Source organism: Thioclava electrotropha, from assembly GCF_002085925.2.
Classification (GTDB): Bacteria; Pseudomonadota; Alphaproteobacteria; order Rhodobacterales; family Rhodobacteraceae; genus Thioclava; species Thioclava electrotropha.
On the sequence record NZ_CP053562.1, the window covers coordinates 2,187,879 to 2,213,051 of the forward strand.

Sequence of the window (25,173 nt, forward strand, 5' to 3'; positions counted from 1 at the left end):
TAGGGAGATAAGGAGACCCCGATGAACCAGCATGCAAATCCCGGTAAATACAGCGCCGGCGTCAAAGAGTACCGTGAAACCTACTGGGAGCCGAACTACACCCCCAAGGACAGCGACGTGCTCGCCGTCTTCAAGATCACGCCGCAGGCCGGCGTCCCGCGTGAGGAAGCCGCAGCCGCCGTCGCCGCGGAATCCTCGACCGGCACCTGGACCACCGTCTGGACCGACCTGCTGACCGATCTCGACTACTACAAGGGTCGCGCCTATGCGATCGAGGACGTGCCGGGCGACGACGAGAGCTACTACGCGTTCATCGCCTACCCGATGGGTCTGTTCGAGGAAGGCTCAGTCGTCAACGTCTTCACCTCGCTCGTGGGCAACGTGTTCGGTTTCAAGGCCGTCCGTGCACTGCGTCTGGAAGATGTGCGCTTCCCGCTGTGGTTCGTGACCACCTGCGACGGCCCGCCCCACGGCATTCAGGTCGAGCGCGACAAGCTCGACAAATACGGTCGTCCCTTCCTCGGCTGCACGATCAAGCCGAAGCTCGGTCTGTCGGCGAAGAACTACGGCCGCGCGGTCTATGAGGCGCTACGTGGCGGTCTCGACTTCACCAAGGATGACGAGAACATCAATTCGCAGCCCTTCATGCGCTGGCGTGACCGTTTCGAGTTCTGTCAGGAAGCGATCGAGAAAGCCGAGCGCGAGACCGGCGAGCGCAAGGGCCACTACCTGAACGTCACCGCGCCGAACATCGAAGAAATGTATAAGCGCGCCGAGTTCGCCAAGGAAATCGGCTCGCCGATCATCATGTCGGACTACCTGACGATGGGCTGGGCCGCGCAGGCCTCGCTGAGCCGCTGGTGCCGCGATAACGGCATGCTGCTGCACGTCCACCGCGCGATGCATGGCGTGATCGACCGCCACCCCAAGCACGGCATCAACTTCCGCGTTCTCGCGAAGATGCTGCGCCTTCTGGGCGGCGACCACCTGCATTCGGGCACCGTCGTCGGCAAGCTCGAAGGCGACCGCGAAGCGACGCTGGGCTGGATCGACCTGATGCGCGACAAATACGTCAAGGAAGACCGCTCGCGCGGCATCTTCTTCGATCAGGACTGGGGCCAGATGCCGGGCGTGCTCCCGGTGGCCTCGGGCGGCATCCACGTGTGGCACATGCCCGCGCTGGTCAACATCTTCGGCGATGACAGCTGCCTTCAGTTCGGCGGCGGCACGCTGGGCCACCCCTGGGGCAACGCAGCCGGCGCAGCGGCCAACCGCGTCGCGGTCGAGGCCTGCGTCAAGGCACGCAACGAGGGCCGCGATCTCGAGAAGGAGTCGAAAGACATCATGACCTCGGCCGCCAAGCACTCGCCCGAACTCAAGATCGCCATGGAGACGTGGAAAGAGATCAAGTTCGAGTTCGACACCGTGGACAAGCTGGACGTGGCGCACCGCTAAGGCGCGCCCCTCCCACCAACGCCTGAGAAAGGACTGACACCATGAGTGAAATGCAAGATTACGGCTCGCGTATTTCGGACCCGAACAGCCGCAAGATGGGCACCTTCTCCTATCTGCCCCAGCTCAACGACGACGAGCTGCGCAAGCAGGTGGAATACATCGTCTCGAAAGGCTGGAACCCGGCCATCGAGCATACCGAGCCCGAGAATATGCGGTCGAACTTCTGGTATATGTGGAAGCTGCCGATGTTCGGGGAAACCGATGTCGATGCGATCTTCCGCGAGATCGAGATGTGCAAGAAGGCGAACCCGGGCAACCATGTCCGCCTCGTCGGCTACGACAACTTCAAGCAGACGCAGGGCACCTCGATGGTGGTGCACCGCGCCGACATGTCGGCCTCTGCCTGATCTGACACCGGGGCGGGCTGCCGATCGCGGCGGCCCGCCCTGCCCCATTTTTCCGGATTTTCCAGCGCGACGGAGAGCCACCCATGAGCGATATCGACCCAGACCAGTTCCGTGTGAAGACCGAGCCCTATTACCGGCCCGTCGGCAACGAGATCGAGCAATATGCCGCCGCCTATGACGTGCGCATGCCGGTGATGCTCAAGGGCCCCACGGGCTGCGGCAAGTCGCGTTTCGTCGAATATATGGCGTGGAAGTTGCAGCGTCCTCTCATCACCGTGGCCTGTAACGAGGACATGACCGCGTCCGACCTGATCGGGCGGTTCCTCCTCGATATCAACGGCACCAAGTGGCAGGACGGCCCGCTGACCGTCGCCGCGCGGATCGGCGCGATCTGTTATCTCGACGAGGTCGTGGAGGCCCGTCAGGACACCACCGTCGTGATCCACCCGCTGACCGACCACCGCCGCCAACTGCCGCTCGAGAAGAAAGGCGAGCTGGTCGACGCGCATCCCGATTTTCAGGTCGTGATCTCGTATAACCCCGGCTACCAGTCGATGATGAAGGACCTCAAGCAATCGACCAAGCAGCGCTTCGGCGCGATGAGCTTCGACTACCCGCAGGCCGCGACCGAGGCCGAGATCGTGAGCCACGAGGCCGGGATCGACCTCAAGACCGCCGAACGCCTCGTTCAGGTGGCCGAACGCTCGCGCAACCTCAAGGGCCACGGCCTCGACGAGGGCATGTCCACGCGCCTTCTGGTCTATGCGGGCCAGCTGATCTCGCAGGACATTCCCGCGCCCGCCGCCTGCCAGATGGCGCTGGTGGAGCCGCTGACCGATGACGCGGATATGCGCGACACGTTGCAGGCGGCCGTCCAGACCTTCTTCCCCGAGATCACCGACAGTTCGAAGGTGGCGTAAGGAGCGCGTCCGATGAAGGTCGATCTCGACGATTACGCCGCCGATCTGATCAAATCCGCGCCGGAGCTGGAGGAGACCCTCGACGGGCTCTTCCACGAGGCGGCGCGGATGATGTCGCCCGCCGGTCTCAAGGATTACATGGACGGCGCGAAGGCCATGACCTCGCTCGGCAAGGGCCCGCGGCTGCTGATCTCCTATCTCGACGAGATGCCGCAGGTCGCCAAGGAATGCGGAGAGGACGTGATCCGCGATGTCGTGGGCGCGGTCCTGAAACTGGCCTCGATGGTCTCGGGCGAGATCCTGGTGCTGATGCTCGACACGCTGCCCGGCGCCGCCAACCGCTTCGGCGACCCGGAACTGCTGCGCGGCTATCTCGCGCTGCTGCACCGGCTGGCGGCCCGCGCGCCGCGGGGCCTGCGTCCGATGTTCGGCGTGCTCGAAGAGCTGTTGAGCAAACTCACCCTCTCGGGTCTGCGCCGCTGGGTGGATTTCGGGGCCGAAGCCTATCGCCGCGACCTGCCGAAACAGGCGGATTACTTCGGGCTTGTTTCGGAAGACAGCCGTGCGGTGCTCAAACAGGAACGCCGCGGCACGCTATTCATCGACAGCCAGCGTCGCTTGAACTTCTACCTCCGCGCCTTCTGGGCCCGCGATTTCTTCCTGCGTCCCTCTGCCGCCGACTTCGAAGGCTTCCGCCCCTTCATCGAGGACGGCGCGCTGCATCTGCCCGATGCGGTGGACGGGATCAACGGCGCCTCCGGCCTCGATCTCTACCGCGCGATGTGCGCCCATATGGCGGCCCATATCGTCTATTCCGATCACGGGCTGGGGCAGGAAGCGCTGAACCCCGCGCAGATCTTCCTGATCGGCATGATCGAGGATGCGCGCGTCGAGTATTGCGCGACGCAGGCCTTTCCGGGGCTGCGCGCGATGTTCGACCGGCTGATGCCGGACACGCCGCACGGAGCTTACGAGCACGAGACGATGTATCTGCTGGAAATAGTCGCCCGCGCGCTCAACACGCCCGGCACCCGCACCGGTGATCTGGAGATCGACAATCTCGTCGAGACCTTCCACAGCGAGATTGCGGGCAATGCGCGCGAGACGATGTTCTCCTGGTCGCTCGGGGTCGAGCTGTTCAACCTGCTGGCGCAGCGCCGCGCGGTGCCGTCCCTTCGCATTCTCGAATCTCTGAAAATTCCGTATCGCGACGACAACCGCTTCATCTGGTCGCTCTCGGATTACGACTGGTCGAACCAGAACGCCTACCAGCCCGCGCAGGGTCAGGTGCGCAAGCGCGTGGGCCTGATGGAATTCGTCAACGAGGTCGATGTCGAGACCGCAGGTGACGATGCGCAGGAGGTCTGGGTGCTGTCGTCAGAGCTGTTCCCCTACGAGGATGAGGGCGTCAGCTATAACGAGATGGAGGGCAAGGCCCCGATCTCGGACCCGTTTCATTACGGCGAGTGGGATTACAAGGTGCAGCTGATGCGCCCATCCTGGTCGACCGTCTATGAACACCGCCCGCCGATGGGCGACCCGGACGAGATCGACACAATCCTGACTGCGCATCGCGGCATCCGGCATCGCATCAAACAGATCGTCGACCGGCTGCGCCCGCAGGGTATCTCGCGCCAGCGGCGGCTGGAGGATGGCGACGAGTTGGATATCAACGCCGCCGTCGATGCGATGGTGATGCAGCGGATCGGGATGCAGCCCGACATGCGGATCACCATGCGCAACGTCATCAACCGGCGCGATCTGGCGGTCTGCATCCTGCTCGACCTGTCGGAAAGCACGAACGAAACCGTGCGCGGCTCGGACAAGACCGTGCTGGAGCTGACGCGCGAGGCCTCTGCGCTCGTGGCCTCGGCAATCTCGGGCATCGGCGACCCGTTCGCGATCCACGGCTTTTCCTCGGACGGTCGCCACGACGTGCAGTACCAGCGCTTCAAGGATTTCGAGCAGAAGCTCGATTCCGAGGTCAAAGGCCGCCTCGCGGGCATGAAAGGCGGGCTCTCGACCCGGATGGGCGCTGCGATGCGCCATGCCGCTCATCACCTGAGCCTGCGCCCCGAGGCGCATAAGCTGCTTCTGATCGTCACCGATGGCGAACCGGCCGATATCGACGAGCGCGACCCGCAATATCTGCGCATGGATGCCAAGAAGGCGGTTGCGGAACTCCAGCAGATCGGCATTAACAGCTATTGTCTGACGCTGGACCCCGAGGCCGACGCCTATGTGTCGCGCATTTTCGGGGCCAACAACTTCACCGTGATCGATCAGGTCGAGCGCCTGCCCGAGAAACTGCCGACCCTGTTCGCGCAACTGACGAAATGATCCCCGGAGGACCCCATGAGCTTTGACCGTTCCATCAAGATCGCGCCCTCGATCCTGTCGGCCGATTTCGCCAATTTCGGCGCCGAGATCCGCGCCATCGAAGATCAGGGGGCCGATTGGGTCCATGTCGACGTGATGGACGGGCATTTCGTGCCGAACCTCACCTTCGGCCCGCCCGCCGTGAAAGCGTTCCGCCCGCATGTGAAGACCTTCATGGACGTCCACCTGATGATCGCGCCTGTCGATCCCTACATCGAAGCCTATGCCGAAGCGGGCGCCGATATGATCGTGGCGCATTGGGAGGCCGGCCCGCACCCGCATCGCACGCTGCAGGCGATCAAGGCGCAGGGCGTGAAATGCGGCATCTCGCTGAACCCCGGAACGCCTGCCAACGTGATCTCGGAACTGCTCGACCTCGTCGACATGGTTCTCGTGATGAGCGTGAACCCCGGCTTCGGTGGTCAGAAATTCATCCCCTCCAGCATCAATAAGGTCCGCCAAGTGCGCGAAATGATTGGCGATCGCGAGATTCACATTCAGGTGGATGGCGGCGTCGATCCGACCACGGTCGGCCCGCTGGTCGAAGCCGGCGCGGATTGCTTCGTGGCTGGCTCGGCCGTCTTCAAGGGCGGTTCGGTCGACAAACCCGAGGTCTATGGCGCGAATATGCGCGCGATCCGCGAAGCGGCACAGGGGGCCCTCAAAGCGGCGCAATGACGAGCAGAACGACGCAGGGCGGCGCGGTCGCAAAACCGTGATCTGACCGCTTGCCCTGCCGCCGCCTCTCGTTCATATTCGTGGAATTGAATACCAGTAAGGGAGGACTGGCATGACTTTCACGCGACGCACCATTCTGCGCGGAGGGCTGGCGATGGGCGCCATGACCGCCCTTCCCCGGCTCAGCTTCGCCGCCCAGACCCTCGAAATGGGATCGGCCCGGCTCGACACGCTGTCCGATGGCAATCTCGTGCTGCCGATCGGCTTCGTGACCGATAACCCCGAGGCCAAGCCGATCCTTGAGAAATACGGCATCACCGGAGACTCGGTCGAGCCGCCCTGCAATGTCACGCTCTATCGCGACGGGACCAACACGGTGCTGTTCGACGTGGGCTCGGGCAATGATTTCATGCCCTCGGCGGGCAAGCTGATGGAAGCGATGGATGCGCTCGAAGTCGCGCCCGATGACGTGACCCATGTCGTCTTCACCCATGGCCACCCGGATCACCTCTGGGGTGTGCTCGACGATTTCGACGAGCCGTTCTTCGCTAACGCCCAGCACATGATGGGCAAGGACGAGTTCGAATATTGGCTGAATCCCGAGACGCTCGACACGATCGACGATGGCCGCAAGACCTTCGCGGCCGGCGCGCTGCGCCGCCTCGAAATCCTTGAAGATCAGATCGACACTTTCGGCGATGGCGCGGAAATCCTGCCCGGCATCATGGCGCAGATGACCCCCGGCCATACGCCCGGTCACATGTCCTTCCACATCAAGAACGGCAACACGCAGGCCTTCATCATCGGCGATGCGATCGTGAACCACTACCTCGCCTTCGCGGCGCCGGGCATGGAGGCGGGCTCGGATCAGAACCCGGAGCTGGGCGCAAAGACCCGCGTGGCGCTGCTGGATCAGCTTGCGACCGATAAGCTGCCGATCATCGGCTATCACCTGCCCGAAGGTGGTCTGGGCCGGGTCGAGCGCGACGGCGACGCCTATCGCTACGTGCCGGAGGTCTGAGGGTGAAAAAACTTCTTTTGACCAGCGTCTTGGCGGGGCTTCTTCATGTAAGCCCCGCGCTCGCCTCGGAGGACGTGCCGGACATGTATCCCGGCTCGGTTCTCTATTCGAAGCCCTATGAGGTGATCCCCGGCGTCTGGACTTCGATCGGGGCCACCGCGCCGCCGACCTATGAGAATTCGGGCCATAACAACAATCTCAGCTTCATCGTCACCGGCGATGGCGTGGTCGTGGTGAATTCCGGCGCGTCCTATCAGCTCGCCCGCGCGCTGCATGACGAGATCAAGGCGGTGACCGATCAGCCGGTGAAGCTGGTGATCAACGAGAACGGTCAGGGCCATGCGATGCTCGGCAATAATTACTGGATCGAACAGGGTGTGCCGGTGCTCGCCCATGTCGATGCGGCGGCCGAGTTCGAGCAGGACGCAGGCGGCGCTTTCGAAGCGCTGAAGTCTTACGGCAAGGAGACCGCCGAGGGCACCGATCCGAAACTGCCCACCGAGACCTTCGAGGACAAGCGCGTCATCGAGATGGGCGACATGACCATCGAAGTGATGCATCTCGGCCCCGCGCACAGCCCCGGCGACACGCAGGTCTGGCTGCCGGAGCAGAAGTTCATGATCGCGGGCGATATCGCCTTCTCCGAACGGATGCCGCCGATCTTCTCGGGCACCTGCACGAGCTGCTGGATCGAGACCTTCGAGACCAAATTCGCGCCGCTGGAGCCCGCCTTCATCATCCCCGGTCACGGCCACCCGACCAATCTCGACAAGGTCACGCGGGGCACGACAGGCTACCTGAAATACCTGCGCGGCAAGATCGGTGAGCATATCGACAATGGTGGCGATCTGACCGAGGCCTACTACGTGGATCAGAGCCCCTACAAAAACCTCGACACGTTCGAGGAACTGGCGACGAAGAACGCGGGCGTCGTCTACGAGGAAATGGAATTCGAATAGGAGGTCTCATGGCCGTCACACCCCCCGTCTGCGATTTCGGCTGGAAGGCTCCGGGCTTCACCCTGCCCGGCACCGATGGCAAGCAATATAGCTTTGAAGACATCCGTGGCCCCAAGGGCACGCTCGTGATGTTCATCTGCAACCATTGCCCCTATGTCCAGTCGATCCTCGACCGCATCCTGCGCGATGCGGCGGAGTTGCAGAAAGCGGGGATCGGGGTCGTGGCGATCTCGGCCAACGATGTCGACGACTACCCCGAGGACAGCTTCGAGAACATGGCCAAACTGGCCGAGGAGAAGGGCTTCCCCTTCCCCTATCTCTATGACGAAAGCCAGGCGGTGGCGAAGGCCTACGGCGCCGCCTGCACCCCCGATTTCTTCGGTTTCAACGCCGATGACGGGCTGCAATATCGCGGGCGTCTCGATGCCTCGACCAAGCAGGCCGCTGCGGCAGACGCCAAGCGCGAGCTTTACGAGGGCATGATGATGGTCGCGGAAACCGGCGAAGGCCCGCGCGACCAGATCCCGTCGATGGGCTGCTCGATCAAGTGGAAAGCCGCATGAGCGACGCCCCTTCCGTCATCTTCGACCTCGACGGGACGCTGATCGACTCCGTGCCCGCGATCCATGCCGTCTCGAATGCCGTGCTGACCGAGATGGGCTTCGAACCGCTCTCGCTTCCAATGATCCGTAGCTTCGTCGGCAAGGGCGTGCCCAACCTCGTGCGCCAGTTGCTGATCACCTCGGGCGAAGATCCGGACGGGCCGCTTTTCGCCCGTGTGGAGCACGCGCTGATCGCGCGCTACGAGACGGACGTGGAGGGCAACGTGCCCTATCCCAACGTGATCGCCGCGCTCGACACGCTCAAGGAGATGGGCTGCCGGATGGCCGTGTGCACCAACAAGCCCTTCGCGCCCGCCGAGGCCGCTTTGCGCCATGTCGGTCTCTGGGAGTATTTCGAGCTGACGCTGGGCGGGGATTCCATGCCCACCCGCAAGCCCGAGCCGCAGATGCTGCACCATTGCCATCAGGCGCTCGGCGGCGGCGCGATGATCTATGTCGGGGACTCCGAGGTCGATGCGGAAACGGCGGTGAACGCGCAGGCGCCCTTCGCGATCTATTCCGAGGGCTATCGCAAGACGCCGCTGACCGAAGTGCCCCATGACGTGGCCTTCTCGGATTGGGCGATGCTGCCCGGTCTGGTGGAGGGCTGGAAATGGTGAGCGCGCTGATCTTCGACGTCGACGGCACGCTGGCCGAGACCGAAGAAGCGCATCGCCGCGCCTTCAACGAGACCTTCGCGGCGCGCGGCGTCGACTGGAACTGGTCGCAGGAAACGTACCGCGAACTCCTGAAGACCACCGGCGGCAAGGAGCGCATGGCGCGCCACCGCGAGGTCATGGGCTTCGGCCCCTCTGACGACGAAATCGCCGAACTGCACAAGATCAAGACCCGGCGTTATGTCGAGATCATAACCGACGGCGAGGTGCCGCTGCGCCCCGGCGTGGCGCGGCTGATCGCCATTGCGCGCGACGCGGGATTGAAGCTCGCCATCGCCACGACCACGAACCGGCCCAATGTCGATGCGCTGATCCGCGCGACGCTGGGCGCCGATCCCGATCACCTGTTCGACGCGATCGCAGCGGGCGACGAGGTGGAGACAAAGAAGCCCGCGCCCGACGTGTTCGAGCTGGCGCTGAACCGGTTGCATCTGCCGCCCGAGGCCTGCATCGCTTTCGAGGATAGCGAAATGGGTCTACAATCGGCGCAAGGGGCTGGGCTTCGCGTGCTGATAACCCCTTCGGCCTATACCGACGGGGGCGATTTCTCGAGCGCGGAGTGGGTTCTTCCCGACCTCTCGCATGCCTTACCGCCCGAGATCACGGAAGGGCTGGGACAGAGTGCCGCAATTTCATAAGATTATCCCCGGCACTATCTGCTGGGCAGGTTAACGGAGGCCGCCATGATCAAACCTGACGTCAAAGCGTTTTTCGACACCGCGACTTTCACCGTCTCTTACGTGGTGAAAGATCCGGGCAGCAAATCCTGCGCCGTCGTCGATAGCGTGCTCGATTTCGACTATTCCTCGGGTCGCACGGATACCAAATCCGCCGACGAGGTCATCGCCTATGTGCAGGAAAACGGTCTTGAGGTGGAATGGATCCTCGAGAGCCACGTCCATGCCGACCACCTCTCCGCCGCGCCCTATATTCAGGAGCGCGTCGGCGGCAAGATCGGTATCGGCGACCGCATTCAGGTCGTGCAGGACACGTTCGGCAAGATCTTCAACGAAGGCACCGAATTCCAGCGCGACGGCTCACAGTTCGACAAGCTCTTCAAGGAAGGCGACACGTTCACCGTGGGCGCACTTGAAGGCAAGGTCCTGCACACGCCGGGCCACACGCCCGCTTGCCTCACCTACGTGATCGGCGATGCGGCCTTCGTGGGCGATACGCTCTTCATGCCCGATTTCGGCACCGCGCGCTGCGACTTCCCCGGAGGGTCGGCAGAAACGCTCTATTCCTCGATCCAGAAAATCCTCACCCTGCCCGACGAGACCCGCATCTTCGTGGGCCACGACTACAAGGCTCCGGGCCGTGACGAATACGCGTGGGAAACCAGCGTGGCCGAGGAAAAGGCGCGCAACATCCATATCGGCGGCGGCAAGTCCGAGGCCGAATTCGTCAAGATGCGCACCGAGCGCGACGCGACGCTGGCGATGCCGAAGCTGATCATCCCCTCGCTGCAGGTGAACATGCGCGCAGGCCAGATGCCGCCCGCCGATGACGAGGGCAAGACCTATCTCAAAGTTCCGGTGAACGGGCTCTGAGACCATAAGAGAGCGGGCGGGCATGATCCCGCCCGTCTCCATCTAAAGGCAGGATAACAGGACAGATTATGGAACTGCGCAAACTTACCGACGAGTTTTCCGTCGCCCCGCAGATCGAGCCCGAGGACGTGCCGAAGCTCGCCGAAATGGGCTTTCGCACGCTGATCATCAATCGCCCCGACGAAGAGATCGAGGACGCGGATCAACGCTCGGACGCAATCGCGGCGCTGTGCCAGTCGCATGGCCTCACCCCCTATTACCTTCCCTATTATCCCGGCGAACTGAGCCTGGAACTGGTCGACGATTTCGCAACGATCATGGATGCCGCGGAAAAGCCCGCCTTGGGCTATTGCCGCTCGGGCACCCGCTCGTCGCATCTGTGGGGGGTCAGCCAAGCGGGGGAAATGGAGATCGACAAGATCGTCGCCACGGCGGCCGAAGCGGGCTATGACCATTCCTCGCTGGTGCCGGTGATGCAGTATTACGCCAGCCGCCGCGATCAGGCCTGATCCGCGCCTAATCCGAAGACCGAGATGCTCAAACGCTACCTGCCGATCCTCAGCTGGGGGCGCGACTACGATCGCCCGACCTTCGAGGCCGATCTGATCGCGGCTGTGATTGTGACGATCATGCTGATCCCGCAATCGCTGGCCTACTCGCTGCTGGCTGGCATGCCGCCGGAATACGGGCTTTACGCCTCGGTACTGCCACTGCTGATCTACGCAGTCTTCGGCACCTCGCGGCCTCTGGCCGTGGGGCCCGTCGCGGTGATCTCGTTGATGACCGCTGCCGCGGTGGGCAAAGTCGCGGCACAGGGCACGCCTGAATATATCGCCGCCGCCGTGGCGCTGGCCTTCCTGTCGGGCGTGATGCTGGTGATCATGGGCTTCCTGCGGATGGGCTTCATCACGGCCTTCCTCAGCCACCCGGTTCTGTCGGGCTTCACCTCCGCCGTGGGCATCCTGATCGCTGCGGGTCAGATGAAGCATTTCTTCGGCATTCAGGGCGAAAGCGGCGGCATTTTCGACATTCTCGGCGGGCTCTGGGCGCATCTCGGCCAGACCAACGGCTACACGGTCGTCATCTCGATCCTGTCGCTGGTCTTCCTGTTTTGGGCGCGGCGCGGGTTGAAACCGCGCCTGCTGAAGGCGGGGCTGTCCGAGCGGCTCGCGGCGATCCTGACCCGCGCGGCCCCCGTCTATGCGGTGGCCGCGACCATCCTGATCACCTGGCTCTTCGGGCTGGAGGGGCGCGGCGTCCGCGTGGTGGGCACCGTGCCGCTCGGCTTCCCGACGCCGAGCCTTCCGCCCGCCGATCTCGCGCTCTGGAAGGAACTCTTTGTCCCGGCGCTGCTGATAGCGATCATCGGCTATGTCGAGACGATCTCCGTCGCCCAGACACTGGCCGCGAAGAAACGTCAGCGCATCGACCCGGATCAGGAATTCATCGCATTGGGCGGCGCCTCCATCGGCTCCGCGATCTCGGGGTCCTTCCCGATCACGGGCGGGTTCGCGCGCTCCGTCGTCAGTTTCGAGGCCGGCGCGACAACGCCCGCCGCCGGGGCCTTCACCGCGATCGGGGTGGCGCTCGCGACCTTCACCCTGACCCCTGCCCTCTATTATCTGCCGCAAGCGACGCTCGCGGCCACGATCTTCGTCTCGGTGCTGACGCTGGTCGACACCAAAGCGCTTAAGCGTACGTTCAAATACGCACCGCGCGAAGGCATTGGCATGGCGCTGACCGTGCTGGTCACGCTGATCTGGGGCGTCGAGGACGGCATCGCCTTCGGCGTCATTCTCTCGATCGCGCTGCGGCTATGGGCCAGCTCGCGCCCGCACGTGGCCGAACTGGGTCAGGTTCCCGGCACCGAGCATTTCCGCAATATTCAACGCCACCGCGTGAGCTGCGCGCCGGGCATCCTCAGCCTGCGCATCGACGAGAGCCTGTGGTTCCCGAATGCCCGCTTCGTCGAGGAGATGATCTACGACCGCATCGCCAGCGACGAGACGATCAAGCATGTCGTGCTGAACTGCCCCGCGATCAACCATATCGACATGTCCGCGCTCGAGGCGCTGGAAGAGGTGAACGACCAGCTCAACGATGCGGGCGTGCGGCTGCACCTGTCCGAAGTGAAGGGTCCGGTGATGGACCGGCTCACGCGCTCGGACCTGATCACGCATCTGACCGGGCAGATCTACCTCACCCATTATGACGCGCTGGCGACCCTTGCCCCCGAGACCACCCAAGGTTGCGCGCACGAGAGCCGCATCGAGACCCATCGCTAAAGCACTTCGCGGCCTAGATCGGCGCCCATGCGGGTTGCCATAACGCCCAGAAAATAGGACATTCGGATATATCTTCCGGAGCGGAGAATTCGCGCGCTGGAATAGTAGTAACGAGCTACGCGACCTACCTAATTGTGAGGTGAAACGCGATGTTATCCTTTTGCGAGGCAGTCTTACGCGCGAAATCGGTGCAGGAGATCTGGTCACGTCACTGCCAAGAAATGGAACGCTACGGGTTCCATCGTTTGATCTATGGCTTCACAAGTTTCCGAAAGGGCAACAATTTCGGCCACGAAGACGATTTGTTGATCCTATCGAACCACCCGAAGGAATATCTCGATATTTTTGTCGGGGAGGGAAAATACCGCAACGCCCCGATGGTTCAGTGGGCAGCGCAGAACGACGGCCCCTGTTCATGGCGCGTGGTGGCAGACCGTGCGATGCGGGGCGAGCTCACTCCGGGCGAGATCGAAGTCATCGAAATCAACCACCGCTTCGGAATCCGTACGGGCTACTCGATCGGATTTTCCGATCCGCTCTCCTACGCGCGCGGCGCGATCGGCCTCGTGGGGCGGCCGGGGTTGAGCCAGGACGAGATCGACCGCATCTGGCGCGAGAACGAGCGCGAGTTGATGGTGATGAACAGCCTCGTACATCTGCGCATCTCCACCATGCCCTATTCCACCGGACGCCGCCCGCTGACGGATCGGCAACGTGAAGTGCTCGAATGGGTGGCCGAAGGGAAGACGACCGCCGATATCGCGATCATCATGGGGCTGACGCCATCCACGGTGGAGAAACACCTGAGGCTGGCGCGCGAAGCGCTCGATGTCGACACCACCGCGCAGGCGGTGATGAAAGCCTCGGTGCAGAAGCAGATCTTCCTCAACGCCTCGCATGCGGCGGCGGCACGTTAAGTTCGCCGCGCAACGCCTTGCCCGCAAACGAAAAACGCCGCCCCGATCAGGGCGGCGTTTCTAATTTCAAAGAAGAGGCGCGGGCTTAGTTGCCAGCTGCGGTCTTCGCCACTTCGGCAGCGAAATCTTCTTCTTTCTTCTCGATGCCTTCGCCGACTTCCATCCGGACGAAGCCGGTGATTTCGACGCCAGCTTCTTTCGCAGCCTGACCGACGGTGAGGTCGGGGTTGACGACGAATTGCTGGTTCAGCAGCGTGACTTCCGCGGTGAATTTCTTCATGCGGCCTTCGATCATCTTCTCGATCACCTGCTCGGGCTTGCCCGATTCACGTGCGATGTCGATCTGAACCTGCTTTTCCTTCTCGAGGACCGCGGGGTCGAGATCGGCTTCGGACAGCGCGGCCGGGTTGGTCGCCGCGATATGCATCGCGATCTGCTTGCCGATGCCGTTGTCGGCGCCGTTCAGCGCGACGAGCACACCGATCTTGCCCATACCGTCGGCGGCGGCGTTGTGCACGTAATGCACCAGCGTGTCGCCTTCGAGGATGTGCATGCGGCGCAGGTTCATGTTCTCGCCGATACGCGCGATGGCGTCGGTGATCACGTCTTCGACCTTCTTGCCGTTGAGATGCGCAGCCTTAACGACTTCGACATCTTCACCGGTTTCCAGAGCGACTTCCGCGATGTCCGAGACCAGCTTCTGGAAATCAGCGTTCTTCGCGACGAAATCGGTTTCCGAGTTCATCTCGATCGCGACGCCCTTGCCGTTGTTCACGGCGACAGCGACGAGACCTTCAGCCGCGACGCGGCCGGATTTCTTCGCGGCTTTCGCGAGGCCCTTGGTGCGCAGCCAGTCAACGGCGGCGTCCATGTCGCCATCGGTCTCGGTCAGCGCTTTTTTCGCGTCCATCATGCCTGCGCCGGTAGCTTCGCGCAGTTCCTTCACCTGAGCGGCGGTAATCGCCATGGTCGGATCTCCTTCAAGAACTCTGCGAGGGCGGGATACCCCGCCCTCATGTCATCTGGGTGACGGCCGTGGCTTACTGAGCCTCAGCCTCGGTCAGCGCCTCTTCGACCGGGGTCTCGGTCAGGGCACCGACGTCCACGCCTGCGGCGCCCATCTGGGCCGACATGCCGTCGAGAGCTGCGCGCGAAGCGAGGTCGCAATAGAGCGCGATGGCGCGCGCCGCGTCATCGTTGCCCGGGATCACGTAATCCACGCCGTTCGGCGGGCAGTTGGTGTCGACCACGGCCACGACCGGGATGCCGAGCTTCTTGGCTTCCGCGATGGCGAGGTCTTCCTTGTTCACGTCGATCACGAACAGCAGGTCCGGCAGACCGCCCATTTCGCGGATACCGCCGAGCGACGCCTGAAGCTTCGCCTGGTCACGCTCCATGCCGAGACGCTCTTTCTTGGTCAGGCCCTCAGCGCCTTCCGCGAGCTTCTCGTCGATCTCGTTGAGACGCTTGATCGACTGGGAGACGGTCTTCCAGTTGGTCAGCGTGCCACCGAGCCAGCGGTGGTTCATGTAATACTGTGCGCATTTCTCAGCGGCTTCAGCGATCGGGCGAGCAGCCTGACGCTTGGTGCCGACGAAGAGAACGCGGCCGTTTTTCGCAACGGTGTCGCGGATGACCTGCAGAGCCTGATCGAGCATCGGAACGGTCTGCGTCAGATCGATGATGTGGATGCCGTTACGCTCGCCATAGATGTACTGACCCATACGGGGGTTCCAACGCTGCGTCTGGTGGCCAAAGTGAACGCCAGCTTCCAAGAGCTGACGCAGGGAGAATTCAGGAAGCGCCATGTCCAATTCCTTTTCCGGTTTGCGCCTGAGCGGAGGGTCTCAGGGCAGATGCCCCAACCGGTGGACCTTTGAGGATGTCTCCCCCATCGGCCCGCCTCCGCCTGTGAAGTGCGCGCGATATAGACCCATCGCGCAGGCTTGGCAACCCCTCCGGTCACGTCACGCACCGCGAAAAACTTCCCACGCGGCCCGCTTCGGCTTGGTGAAAATATCCCGGGGTGAATTCGCGTCAGCGAAGAGGGGCAGCGCCCCTGCCCCGGTCGACCCAGCCTACAGCGCCCGGAACCGGTTGCGCTGGCTGCCGGTCCATTCGACCTCGAAACTCCAGCCCTCTTCGGTCTGGGTCTCGCCGCGGATCACGTTTTGCTCGTGCAGCCAGGCGCGCTTGCGCCCATCCGCAAAGCGGAGCGTGATTTCCTCTTGGTAGCGTTCTTCCGAGAGCTTCTCGTCGATCGCCGTCAGAAGCGCGTCGAGCCCGTCGCCGGTCAGCGCCGAGATCGCCTGCAGATCGGGCTCGCGGGCTTCCTGCACCATCAGCGCGCGGCGCTGATCGGGCGGGACGGCGTCCATCTTGTTCCAGACCTCGATCAGCGGCACTTCCTTGGCGACGCCCAGCTTGGCGAGAATGTCGTTCACATCCTCCGCCTGCTCTTCGGTCTCGGGATGCGAGATGTCTCGGACATGCAGGATCAGATCGGCTTCGAGCACCTCTTCCAGCGTCGCACGGAAGGCGGCGACAAGCTGCGTCGGCAGGTCCGAGATGAAGCCCACCGTGTCGGACAGGATCACCTTGCGCCCGGTCGGCAGCTCCAGCCCGCGCATCGTCGGGTCGAGCGTGGCGAAGAGCATATCCTTCGCCAACACTTCCGCCCCGGTCACGCGGTTGAACAGCGTGGACTTCCCGGCATTGGTATAGCCCACAAGCGCCACGATCGGGAACGGCACCTTGCGGCGCGCGGCCCGGTGCAGCTCGCGGGTCTTCACGACCTTCACAAGCTGGCGGCGCAAGCGCACGATCTGCTCGTCGATGGCGCGGCGGTCGGCCTCGATCTGGGTCTCGCCGGGGCCGCCGACGAAGCCGAGCCCGCCCCGCTGACGCTCGAGGTGGGTCCAGGCCCGCACCAGCCGCGTGCGCTGATAGCTCAGCGCGGCCAGTTCCACCTGCAGCACACCTTCACGGGTGCGCGCACGGTCGGCGAAGATTTCGAGGATCAACCCGGTCCGGTCGAGGAGCTTCACCCCCCATTCCTTCTCTAGGTTACGCTGCTGCACGGGCGTCACCGGCCCGTCGATGAAAACGAGGTCGATCTCGTTCGCTTCCAGCCGCTCCTTGATCTCGGCGAGCTTGCCCTGGCCGAACAGCTTGCCCGGCTCGGGCTTGCGCAGCTTGACGATCTCCTCGCCGATGACCTGCAGATGCGGCAGGGCGGCGGCCAGCGAGACCGCTTCGGACAGCGCGAATTGGGGCAAGTGCCGTTGGCCCTCTCGCGACGGGATGTCGGGATGGATCACGTAGGCCCGGGTATCGGGCGTCTCGGTAGAGGTCGTTTCGCTCAAGATATGTATCGCTAAAGCCGCGTGTCGCGACGCTTAGTCGTCGCCTTCGTAAAGCGAAATAGGCTGTCCCGGCATGATCGTCGAGATCGCATGCTTGTAGACAAGCTGAGATTGCCCATCGCGGCGCAGAAGCACGCAGAAGTTGTCAAACCAGGTGATGACACCCTGCAGCTTCACCCCGTTGATCAAAAATATCGTGACCGGAACCTTCGTTTTGCGAACGTGATTGAGGAATGCGTCCTGCAGGTTCTGTCTATCGCCAGCCATATTGTTCTTGCCCTTGTTCGTGTCTCGCGTCCGGGCGCCTGCGTCAAAGACACCCATTTGATTCAAGTATGCAGTGCAGAGCGGGAGATTCCAGCCCAAAAAACAGTTTGTTAGGCCCTGAGCCAGAATTTGCGTATCAAATCCGGGATTCAGGAGCGCCAGAACTCGGGGTTGAAGAGCGCGATGATGGCCAGCGTCTCGAGCCGCCCAAGCACCATGGCGAAGGCGAATATGGCCTTGATGGGCTCGCTCAGATGGGCCCAGCTCAGCGGCACATCCGCCGCAATCCCCGCCAGCGGACCGGTATTCGACAGCGCCGCGATCGTCAGAATCGTCGCCGGTTCGAAAGACAGGCCGAACAGCGAGACTGCCATCATCACCCCGCCGATCGAGATCGCGAACAACATGAACACGATCCAGCTGATATAGGCGCCCTCCCGGCGCAACCGGCGCGCCATCATGCCACCGCCCGCGATGGAGTTCGGGTAGATCAGCTTGTCGAGCTCGCGCTCGCCGTGGCGCAGCAGTGCATAGACCCGCAGCAGCCGCACGCCGCCCGCCGTCGTCGCGACCCCGCCGCCGATGATCGCAAGCCCCGCGAGGATCAGGCCCGGCGTGCCCAGACCCGACCAGTCGCGCGCGTCATGCCACGCCGACGATTCGAAGCCGGTTGTGGTCAGGAAGGACAGCGAGGTGAACAGCGACCCCCAGATCGATTTGAAGATCGCGCCGAAATCGCCCGGCGTGCGCACTTCCAGCGCCGCGATCCAGTGACGGATGAAGAGAAACAGCGGCACGAGGATCACCAGCGCTGCAGCCAGACGCAGTTCGGGATCGTCGATCAGCTTCGGCGAGGCGCGCAGCTCGCCCCCGCCCGGCCAGAGCCTGCGCGACAGCGCGGGCAGGAAGAACACGAAGATCACCATCTCGCCCGCCATGCCGGAGCGCGCATTGGCCATCCCGCCGACCGGCGAAATCCCCGAGGTCGACAGTGTGGACATCGCATGGATCAGCGCCGTCAGCGACCGGTCCCCCGCCATCAGCAGGCAGACCCACAAGAGCACCGTCAGCCCGGTATAGATCGGCGCGAGCGACACCGCGTAATGGGCGATGCGCTCGGACATTTCCGCCCCGCCATCGGCCGCCGGGGCCGCAGCGGCCGGTGCGCCGGAAGGACCGCCCGAGAAGAACACCTCGAACCCACCCAGCCGCATCGGCGCCAGCACCGCGATCGCCATCACGAGGATGAAGAACCCGCCCATCCAAGCGACCAGCCCGCGCCACAGATGGACCGACCCGACCAGCCGGGTGGGCTCGTAGAGCGTGCCGCCGGTGGTCGTGAAGGCCGAAACCATCTCCCACCAGCTGTTGAAGAACGAGGTGTCGCGCACCGCGATATAGAACGGCACCGCCAGCATCAGCGGCAGCACCGTGAAGGCGGCAAGCATGATCAAAAGGCTCGCCCGCCCGGCGCGCGCAGGCCGCGGGTTCGACCCGTTGGCTAAGCCGATCAGCGCGGTCGCGAAAAGAAACAGCGTGGCCGAATAGAAGAAGGACCGCGCCGTGTGGTGATGGTGGGTCAAAAGCGCATGGATCGCGGGCACATACATCGCCAGCGCCGAAACTCCCATCAGGAGGATCGGCAGCGGCAAGGCCTTGATCATGCGTTCCATCGGGGACCCGCCCTTAGAAGAAGTCGATGGAGACCTGCAACAGGCGCTCCACTTCGGGCACATCGGAGGTCAGCGCGAACAGGACCACGATATCGCCTTCTTCGATGCGGGTATTGCCGGTGGGTTTGACGATCTTGTCGCCCTTGCGGATCGCGCCGATCAGCACGCCTTCGGGGAAATCGACGTCGCGCACCGCCTTGCCCGACATCGGCGAGGTGCCCATCACCTGCGCCTCGATCGCCTCGCCCTCGGCATCCCCGATCGAGTAGATCGCGCGCACCCGGCCATGCCGGATATGGCGCAGGATCGAGGACACGGTCGTCGCGCGCGGGTTGATATAGGCGTCGATATCGAGCGCACTCAGCAAGGGCGCCAGCGTGGGATCGTTGATCAGACAGATCGCCATCCGGCAGCCCGCCTGCTTGGCGCGCACCGAGACGAGGATGTTGGTCTTGTCGTCATCGGTGATTGCCAGAACCGCATCGGCGGTGGCGATATTCGCCTCCTCCAGCAATTCCGAGCTCATCCCGTCGCCATTGAGCACGATGGTCCGGTCCAGTGCATCGGCGGCCTTCTCGGCCTGCGCGCGCGAGCGTTCGATGATCTTGGCGCGCACCCGCTCGGTCCGCGCTTCGAGCGCCTTGGCCACGCTGAGACCCACATTCCCGCCGCCGATGATGACGATGCGTTCCTGCTTCTGGGTCGACTTGCCGAAGATATCGAGCGTCCGGTTCACGTCCTCTACATGGGCGAAGACATAGATCTGATCGCCCGCAAACAGCTGATCGCCCGGCTCGGGCGCGAACAGCCGCCCCTCGCGGCGAATGCCCACCACGACCGCGCGCAGCGTCGAAAACAAATCGGTGAGCTGGCGCAGCGGCGTGTCGAGCACCGGACAATCGGCATCGAGCTCGATCCCCAGCAGCTGCAGCTGCTCGTCGAGGAAGCTCTCCGTGTCGAAGGTCGAGGGTGCCGCCAATCGGCGCAGCGCGGCCTCGGCCACCTCGCGCTCGGGCGAGATGATCACGTCGATCGGCAGGTGGTCGCGACGGTAAAGATCGGAATATTGCGGCTGCAGATAGCTTTGCGCCCGGATGCGGGCGATCTTGCGCGTGATCCCGAAGACCGACATCGCGACCTGACAGGTCACCATGTTGACCTCGTCGGAATGGGTCGCGGCGATCATCAGATCGCAGTCGCGCGCGCCGGCCTGCTCGAGAATATCGGGATGCGAGGCGAACCCCACCACACCCTGGACGTCGAGCGTATCGGCCGCGCGCCGCACCAGCTCGGGATTGGAATCGACCACCGTGACGTCGTTGCGCTCGCCCGCCAGATGGCGCGCGATCTGCCAACCGACCTGACCCGCACCGCAGATGATGACCTTCATGGCAAATGCCTCCGCGCCTCACTTGGCCCCTATCTAGGCCGCGTTGCCGGGGGTGGTCAAATGGCAAACGTGCAAGGCGCACGTCGCGGCGAAAACCAAAGCCCCTTCCTCTTGGGTAAAATATCCCGGGGGGCTCCCGCAGGGAGCGGGGGCAGCGCCCCCTCTTTGTTGATCGACTGTCGCCCCCCGGCAACGGGGGCAACGCCCCCTGCCCGGTTCACCGGAACAGAACCAGCGCCCCGGGCGACCATGCGACGCGGGTGCGGGTGCCGACCTCCAGCACGGGACGCCCGAAGACGTTGCGCATCGAGATGCGGACCGGCTTTTCGGTCCCGTCCAAGCGCACGTCGTAATAGGTCATGTCGCCGTAATAGACGACCTCGTCGATCGTGCCGGGTGCTTCGCGATCCGAGGCCTGTTGACCTTCGTAAAGAAGCGTTAGAGTTTCCGGACGGAACCCCACCGCCGCCCCATCGCCAGCAGGCGCGCTCGAAATCTGGCTCGGCGCGACCTCTAGTCGCCCGAGACCTGCGACCTCCGCCGTGACCGCATCGCCCGGCCCATCCGTCACCGAGGCGGGCAGGAAGTTCATCACCCCGATGAAATCGGCCACGCGGCGCGAATTGGGCCTGCCATAGAGCACTTCGGGATCGGCAAGCTGGGCGATCTCGCCTTCGAACATCACCGCGATCCGGTCCGACATGACCAGCGCCTCTTCCTGATCGTGGGTCACCAGAACGAAGGTGATGCCGACCTCGCGCTGCAGCTTGATCAGCTCGACCTGCATCTGCTCGCGGATCTTGCGGTCGAGCGCCGAGAGCGGCTCATCGAGCAACAAAACCTTAGGCTTGAGGATCAGCGCACGGGCCAGTGCGACGCGCTGGCGCTGCCCGCCCGAGAGCGCATGGGCCGCGCGGGCGCCATAGCCGGAAAGCCCGACCATCTCGAGCGATTCCTCGACCAGCTTGGCTTTCTCCGATTTCGAGCGCGGATCGCGGCGCAGGCCGAAGCCCACATTCTCGGCCACGCTCAGATGCGGGAAGATCGCGTAGGACTGGAACACCATGTTGGTGGGCCGCTTGTTCGGCGGCACGCCCACCATCGTCTTGCCGTCGATCAGCACCGCGCCTGAGGAAATCTCCTCGAACCCCGCGATGGTGCGCAGAAGCGTGGTCTTGCCACAGCCCGACGGACCGAGCAGCGAGAAGAACTCACCCGCGCGTATCTCGGCGGTGATGCCGCGCAACGCGTGATAATCGCCGTAATATTTATGAACGTCCTGAAAGGCGATCATCGGTTTGTCGGTCACAGGAAACCTCCGGTATCCTTGGCGCCGGTCCGTTTGACCCCGCGCCGACGGAAGAATTCGGCCACGCTCAGAAGCAGGATCGAGGCCGCGACGAGGCAGGTGCCAAGCGCCATGATGACCGGGATCGCCGACGGGAAACGCAGCTGGGAAAAGATATAGGTGGGGAGCGTGGGCTGGTTGCCCGCAAGGAAGAAGGCCACGATGAATTCGTCGAGCGAGATCGTGAAAGAGATCAGAAAGGCCGAGATGATTCCGGGCATCACCAGTGGCAGAACGATGAGCCGAAAGGTCGACATGCGGGTTTCGCCCAGATCGACCGCCGCCTCTTCCAGCGACTGATCCAGCGTCGCGAAAGCCGTTTGCAGCACCGCGATCGCATAGGGCAGCGAGATGATCACATGGCCCAAAATCACCGTCGCAATCGACAGGTTCACCTTCAGCACTTCGAGCATCACCAACAGCAGCGACATCCCCATCAGGATATCGGGCAGCACCATCGGCAGCAGGATCAGCCCCATGATCCCGCCCTTGCCCTTGAAGCGATAGCGCGTCGAGGCGCGGGCGGCGAAAATCGCAAAGATCGTGGCCCCCGCCGAGGAGGTCAGCGCGATGATCAGCGAATTCGACAGCGCGTGGCGCAGCGTGTCGTTCTCGGCCATCTTCGCGAACCAGTCGGTCGTGAAGCCCTTCAGCGGAAAGGCGATGATCGTGCCGTCATTGAACGCAAACAGCGGCAGCAGGAAAATCGGCGCATAGAGAAAGATTAGGTAAGCGATCGCGTAGATCTTGAGGGACGGGATTTTCATGCGAGGCTCACTTTCCGACCTTCAGGAAGCGGCGATTGAGCCACAAGAACACCAGCGACAGCGCGGCGACCACCAGAAGCGAGCTGACCGCGATGGCCGAGCCCATCGGACGGTTGTCCAGGGGCAGCATCTGCGCCTGAATGAGGTTCGCGACCATCGGCATCTTGCCGCCCCCGATCAGCTCAGGCGTGACGTAATCGCCCACCGTCGGGATGAAGACGATCAGGGTCGCGGCCACCACGCCCGGCATCGCCAAGGGCAACGTCACACGCAGGAAGGTGCGCCAGCGGCTCTCGCCCAGATCCTGCCCCGCCTCCAGCAGCGAGCGGTCGATCTTCTCGAGGCTCACGAAGATCGGCAGGATCGCGAAGGGCGCATAGGCATGGGCCAGCGTCAGCGCGATCGCCCCCACCGAATTGAGCATCTGCAGCGGGTCCGCGATCAGCCCGTTCGGCCCGATGATCCCGATACTTTCCAGAGCCGAGTTGATCACGCCGTTATAGCCAAGGATCACCTTCCACAGGAACACGCGGATAAGATAGGAGGTCCAGAAGGGAATCGTGATCAGGAAGATCCACCGGGCCTTCTGGTTCGGTGCCAGACCGAAGCTCAGATAATAGGCAATCGGGAAGGCCAGCGCGACCGTGATCAGCGTCACCAACCCTGCCACGAAGAGAGAGCGGACCAGAATCACGCGGAAGATCGGATCGGTCCATGTGGCGATGTAATTCTGCAGGGTGAATTCATGCACCACCGTCAGATAGCCGTCCTGGAAGAAGGAATAGGCAAGGATCGTGACCAGCGGCGCGGCCAGCAAAAGAACGGCATAGAGGAAGGACGGCGAGATCAACGCATAGCCCTGCGCGGACTCGCTGCGCAGCCAGCTCTCCCCTTTACCCGCCATCCATCTCTCCCGATTTGCACCCGTCTCGGGCGTCGTTGGATGTCACGAAAGCACAAGGTCGCGGGCGTGAAAAGAGGGCAACCGCCCCTACTCGCGTAAGAGCAAGGCAGGTGCCGTAAATTTGTGCAGTACGCTTCGGCGGCGATGCGTGAGGCTTAGGCCATCAGACGGGCAGATCGTCGGGCATCCGCTCCAGCAGACCCGTCAGCGTGCGCAGCGCCGTGCGGAAACGCTCCTCCGGCACCGAGCCCGCCATCGCTATACGCACCGCGTTGGGCGCCTGCCCGTCCTGCACGACATACTCGTCGGCCGAGCGCAGCAGCACGCCTTCCATCTCCGCCATGCGCGCGAAGGTGGAGCCGCGCCAGCCCATCGGCAGTTTCAGCCAGAGGAAGCTCAGCCCCGGCAGCCAGTTGAAGTCCTGACCCGCCAGCGATTGCACCGTCATCTGCAGCCGCCGCCCCATCTCCTCCTGCGCGGCGTAACGCAGGCGCATCGCCTCGCCGCTCTCGAACAGCAGCGCGACCATGTCAGTGATCGGACGCGCGAGACCGAAGAAACTGTGCTGGGCCGCCAGCCGCCCCACCTCGCCCATGCCCTCGGGCGCGGCCACAACGCCGAAGCGCATGCCCGCCGAGATCGTTTTCGACAGCGAGGTGACATGCCAGCTGCGCTCCGGCGCGATGACGCGGAAGCTCGGGAGACCCGTGACCGGCGCAGTGTAGCAATCGTCCTCGATGATCTGCAGATCGTGGCGGCGCGCGACCTCGGCCAACGCTTCGCGACGCGCGGCGTCCATCCGCCCCGCCGTGGGGTTCTGCGCATCGGGCGTGATGCAGACGATCTGGCCGCCATGTTTGCGGCAGGCCGCGTCGAGCGCATCGGGGATCATGCCTTGTGCGTCGATCGCGACCGGATGCACCTCGGCGCGGTTCAGCCGCGCCGCGTGCCGGAACCCGGGATAGGCCAGCTCCTCGATATAGACACCGGGGCGGTCGCCCCGCAGGCAGGTCTGCATCACGAGGTTGATCCCGTTCTGCCCGCCATGGGTCAGCACGAGGTCGTCGGCATTGAGCTCCGACGCGAGCGAGCAATCTTTCGGAAACCAGTCCATCACCGCCTCGCGGCAATAGGCGTCGCGGCGCAGGCCGGGATATTGCAGATAAGTCTTGCCGATGTCGCGGGCGGCTTCGGTCATCGCCCATTGTAGCGCTTTTGTCTGGCCGACATCGGGCAATTGTGGCGATCTGAGATTGACCAGATCGTCCGGGGTGGCGTCGATATCCTCTCCGGTATGGCGATAAAGCGGCTCTCGAGGACCGAGTCGCTGGGTTTGTGTCGATACAAAGGTGCCGCGCCCCACCTTGGCCTCCAGCAACCCTTCCTGCGTGGCGATCTGATACCCCCGCGCCACGGTGCCCGGCGTGACCCCCAAAGACCATGCCAAGTCCCTGACCGTAGGGAGTTTTGTGCCCGGCTTGAGGTCGCCGCGGCGGATGCCTTCGCGCAGCGCACGGACCAGCGCGAGATATTTCGGGCCGGAGATATGGGCGAGTTCGGGAGACCAGCTTGTATCAGTCACAATATTTCTCTGGTTGCCTAAAAGGAG

At 63.4% G+C, this 25,173-nt stretch carries 24 protein-coding genes; 14 read left to right on the forward strand and 10 right to left on the reverse strand.

Features of this window, described 5'->3' with window-relative positions; genetic code table 11:
• Positions 1-21 precede the first annotated feature (21 nt).
• The 14 genes from AKL02_RS10365 (at position 22) to AKL02_RS10430 (ending at position 13,850) form a co-directional block, all read left to right on the forward strand.
• Positions 22-1,455, forward strand: coding sequence for a form I ribulose bisphosphate carboxylase large subunit (locus AKL02_RS10365; protein WP_078540934.1), 1,434 nt, complete (start codon positions 22-24; stop codon positions 1,453-1,455).
• 41 nt (positions 1,456-1,496) lie between these two features.
• A complete protein-coding gene (locus AKL02_RS10370; protein WP_078520682.1) occupies positions 1,497-1,862 on the forward strand; it encodes a ribulose bisphosphate carboxylase small subunit in 366 nt (121 codons plus the stop codon).
• Between the two features lie 83 nt (positions 1,863-1,945).
• Positions 1,946-2,782: a CbbQ/NirQ/NorQ/GpvN family protein gene (locus AKL02_RS10375; protein ID WP_078550355.1), complete on the forward strand. Its 837-nt coding sequence runs from the start codon at positions 1,946-1,948 to the stop codon at positions 2,780-2,782.
• 12 nt (positions 2,783-2,794) lie between these two features.
• A complete protein-coding gene (locus AKL02_RS10380) occupies positions 2,795-5,122 on the forward strand; it encodes a nitric oxide reductase activation protein NorD (protein ID WP_083076836.1) in 2,328 nt (775 codons plus the stop codon).
• A 15-nt stretch (positions 5,123-5,137) separates the two neighbouring features.
• Complete coding sequence (gene rpe, locus AKL02_RS10385; RefSeq protein ID WP_083076837.1) at positions 5,138-5,839, forward strand: ribulose-phosphate 3-epimerase; 702 nt, start codon at positions 5,138-5,140, stop codon at positions 5,837-5,839.
• 112 nt (positions 5,840-5,951) lie between these two features.
• Positions 5,952-6,860: an MBL fold metallo-hydrolase gene (locus AKL02_RS10390; protein ID WP_083076839.1), complete on the forward strand. Its 909-nt coding sequence runs from the start codon at positions 5,952-5,954 to the stop codon at positions 6,858-6,860.
• Between the two features lie 2 nt (positions 6,861-6,862).
• Positions 6,863-7,819: an MBL fold metallo-hydrolase gene (locus AKL02_RS10395; RefSeq protein WP_232621595.1), complete on the forward strand. Its 957-nt coding sequence runs from the start codon at positions 6,863-6,865 to the stop codon at positions 7,817-7,819.
• An 8-nt stretch (positions 7,820-7,827) separates the two neighbouring features.
• On the forward strand, positions 7,828-8,382 hold the full coding sequence (locus AKL02_RS10400) for a thioredoxin family protein (protein WP_083076841.1): 555 nt from the start codon (positions 7,828-7,830) through the stop codon (positions 8,380-8,382).
• Positions 8,379-9,041: a phosphoglycolate phosphatase gene (locus AKL02_RS10405; protein ID WP_078520689.1), complete on the forward strand. Its 663-nt coding sequence runs from the start codon at positions 8,379-8,381 to the stop codon at positions 9,039-9,041. The genes AKL02_RS10400 and AKL02_RS10405 overlap by 4 nt, the downstream gene beginning before the upstream one ends.
• Positions 9,035-9,736, forward strand: a complete 702-nt coding sequence (locus AKL02_RS10410; RefSeq protein WP_083076843.1) for an HAD family hydrolase — start codon at positions 9,035-9,037, stop codon at positions 9,734-9,736. The genes AKL02_RS10405 and AKL02_RS10410 overlap by 7 nt, the downstream gene beginning before the upstream one ends.
• Before the next feature lie 48 nt (positions 9,737-9,784).
• The gene (locus AKL02_RS10415) at positions 9,785-10,648 is read left to right on the forward strand and encodes an MBL fold metallo-hydrolase (RefSeq protein WP_167543750.1); all 864 of its coding nucleotides are present in this window, start codon (positions 9,785-9,787) and stop codon (positions 10,646-10,648) included.
• A gap of 68 nt (positions 10,649-10,716) precedes the next feature.
• Positions 10,717-11,157 (forward strand): protein tyrosine phosphatase family protein, encoded by a 441-nt coding sequence (locus AKL02_RS10420; protein WP_083076851.1) that lies wholly within the window; start codon positions 10,717-10,719, stop codon positions 11,155-11,157.
• Between the two features lie 24 nt (positions 11,158-11,181).
• Entirely contained in the window at positions 11,182-12,933 is a 1,752-nt protein-coding gene (locus AKL02_RS10425) for a SulP family inorganic anion transporter (protein WP_083076855.1), read from the forward strand.
• A gap of 149 nt (positions 12,934-13,082) precedes the next feature.
• Positions 13,083-13,850: a helix-turn-helix transcriptional regulator gene (locus AKL02_RS10430; RefSeq protein WP_078520694.1), complete on the forward strand. Its 768-nt coding sequence runs from the start codon at positions 13,083-13,085 to the stop codon at positions 13,848-13,850.
• Positions 13,851-13,935: 85 nt separating this feature from the next.
• Here AKL02_RS10430 and tsf read toward each other — a convergent pair whose 3' ends face one another.
• The 10 genes from tsf to AKL02_RS10480 form a co-directional block, all read right to left on the reverse strand.
• Positions 13,936-14,817: a translation elongation factor Ts gene (gene tsf / locus AKL02_RS10435; RefSeq protein ID WP_078520695.1), complete on the reverse strand. Its 882-nt coding sequence runs from the start codon at positions 14,815-14,817 to the stop codon at positions 13,936-13,938.
• Between the two features lie 73 nt (positions 14,818-14,890).
• Complete coding sequence (gene rpsB / locus AKL02_RS10440; RefSeq protein ID WP_078540912.1) at positions 14,891-15,658, reverse strand: 30S ribosomal protein S2; 768 nt, start codon at positions 15,656-15,658, stop codon at positions 14,891-14,893.
• Positions 15,659-15,928: 270 nt separating this feature from the next.
• Positions 15,929-17,215, reverse strand: coding sequence for a GTPase HflX (gene hflX / locus AKL02_RS10445; RefSeq protein ID WP_083076858.1), 1,287 nt, complete (start codon positions 17,213-17,215; stop codon positions 15,929-15,931).
• A gap of 33 nt (positions 17,216-17,248) precedes the next feature.
• The gene (gene hfq / locus AKL02_RS10450) at positions 17,249-17,482 is read right to left on the reverse strand and encodes an RNA chaperone Hfq (protein ID WP_078521029.1); all 234 of its coding nucleotides are present in this window, start codon (positions 17,480-17,482) and stop codon (positions 17,249-17,251) included.
• Between the two features lie 149 nt (positions 17,483-17,631).
• Complete coding sequence (locus tag AKL02_RS10455; protein WP_083076861.1) at positions 17,632-19,155, reverse strand: TrkH family potassium uptake protein; 1,524 nt, start codon at positions 19,153-19,155, stop codon at positions 17,632-17,634.
• Positions 19,156-19,168: 13 nt separating this feature from the next.
• Entirely contained in the window at positions 19,169-20,545 is a 1,377-nt protein-coding gene (trkA, locus tag AKL02_RS10460) for a Trk system potassium transporter TrkA (RefSeq protein ID WP_078520699.1), read from the reverse strand.
• 217 nt (positions 20,546-20,762) lie between these two features.
• Positions 20,763-21,839, reverse strand: a complete 1,077-nt coding sequence (locus tag AKL02_RS10465) for an ABC transporter ATP-binding protein (protein WP_078571093.1) — start codon at positions 21,837-21,839, stop codon at positions 20,763-20,765.
• A gap of 11 nt (positions 21,840-21,850) precedes the next feature.
• Positions 21,851-22,660: an ABC transporter permease gene (locus AKL02_RS10470; RefSeq protein ID WP_083076865.1), complete on the reverse strand. Its 810-nt coding sequence runs from the start codon at positions 22,658-22,660 to the stop codon at positions 21,851-21,853.
• A 7-nt stretch (positions 22,661-22,667) separates the two neighbouring features.
• Positions 22,668-23,564, reverse strand: coding sequence for an ABC transporter permease (locus tag AKL02_RS10475; RefSeq protein WP_083076868.1), 897 nt, complete (start codon positions 23,562-23,564; stop codon positions 22,668-22,670).
• Positions 23,565-23,727: 163 nt separating this feature from the next.
• The gene (locus AKL02_RS10480; RefSeq protein WP_083076873.1) at positions 23,728-25,146 is read right to left on the reverse strand and encodes an aminotransferase-like domain-containing protein; all 1,419 of its coding nucleotides are present in this window, start codon (positions 25,144-25,146) and stop codon (positions 23,728-23,730) included.
• Positions 25,147-25,173 lie beyond the last annotated feature (27 nt).

Bases quoted from the DNA above. Each gene is read 5' to 3' on its own strand.
- hfq (WP_078521029.1), bottom strand. From the start codon at position 17,482: ATGGCTGGCGATAGACAGAACCTGCAGGACGCATTCCTCAATCACGTT.
- AKL02_RS10410 (WP_083076843.1), top strand. From the start codon at position 9,035: ATGGTGAGCGCGCTGATCTTCGACGTCGACGGCACGCTGGCCGAGACC.
- AKL02_RS10425 (WP_083076855.1), top strand. From the start codon at position 11,182: ATGCTCAAACGCTACCTGCCGATCCTCAGCTGGGGGCGCGACTACGAT.
- AKL02_RS10475 (WP_083076868.1), bottom strand. From the start codon at position 23,564: ATGGCGGGTAAAGGGGAGAGCTGGCTGCGCAGCGAGTCCGCGCAGGGC.
- AKL02_RS10465 (WP_078571093.1), bottom strand. From the start codon at position 21,839: ATGATCGCCTTTCAGGACGTTCATAAATATTACGGCGATTATCACGCG.
- AKL02_RS10470 (WP_083076865.1), bottom strand. From the start codon at position 22,660: ATGAAAATCCCGTCCCTCAAGATCTACGCGATCGCTTACCTAATCTTT.
- AKL02_RS10390 (WP_083076839.1), top strand. From the start codon at position 5,952: ATGACTTTCACGCGACGCACCATTCTGCGCGGAGGGCTGGCGATGGGC.
- tsf (WP_078520695.1), bottom strand. From the start codon at position 14,817: ATGGCGATTACCGCCGCTCAGGTGAAGGAACTGCGCGAAGCTACCGGC.
- AKL02_RS10380 (WP_083076836.1), top strand. From the start codon at position 2,795: ATGAAGGTCGATCTCGACGATTACGCCGCCGATCTGATCAAATCCGCG.
- AKL02_RS10375 (WP_078550355.1), top strand. From the start codon at position 1,946: ATGAGCGATATCGACCCAGACCAGTTCCGTGTGAAGACCGAGCCCTAT.
- AKL02_RS10405 (WP_078520689.1), top strand. From the start codon at position 8,379: ATGAGCGACGCCCCTTCCGTCATCTTCGACCTCGACGGGACGCTGATC.
- rpsB (WP_078540912.1), bottom strand. From the start codon at position 15,658: ATGGCGCTTCCTGAATTCTCCCTGCGTCAGCTCTTGGAAGCTGGCGTT.
- AKL02_RS10365 (WP_078540934.1), top strand. From the start codon at position 22: ATGAACCAGCATGCAAATCCCGGTAAATACAGCGCCGGCGTCAAAGAG.
- trkA (WP_078520699.1), bottom strand. From the start codon at position 20,545: ATGAAGGTCATCATCTGCGGTGCGGGTCAGGTCGGTTGGCAGATCGCG.
- rpe (WP_083076837.1), top strand. From the start codon at position 5,138: ATGAGCTTTGACCGTTCCATCAAGATCGCGCCCTCGATCCTGTCGGCC.
- AKL02_RS10370 (WP_078520682.1), top strand. From the start codon at position 1,497: ATGAGTGAAATGCAAGATTACGGCTCGCGTATTTCGGACCCGAACAGC.
- AKL02_RS10420 (WP_083076851.1), top strand. From the start codon at position 10,717: ATGGAACTGCGCAAACTTACCGACGAGTTTTCCGTCGCCCCGCAGATC.
- AKL02_RS10400 (WP_083076841.1), top strand. From the start codon at position 7,828: ATGGCCGTCACACCCCCCGTCTGCGATTTCGGCTGGAAGGCTCCGGGC.
- AKL02_RS10430 (WP_078520694.1), top strand. From the start codon at position 13,083: ATGTTATCCTTTTGCGAGGCAGTCTTACGCGCGAAATCGGTGCAGGAG.
- AKL02_RS10455 (WP_083076861.1), bottom strand. From the start codon at position 19,155: ATGGAACGCATGATCAAGGCCTTGCCGCTGCCGATCCTCCTGATGGGA.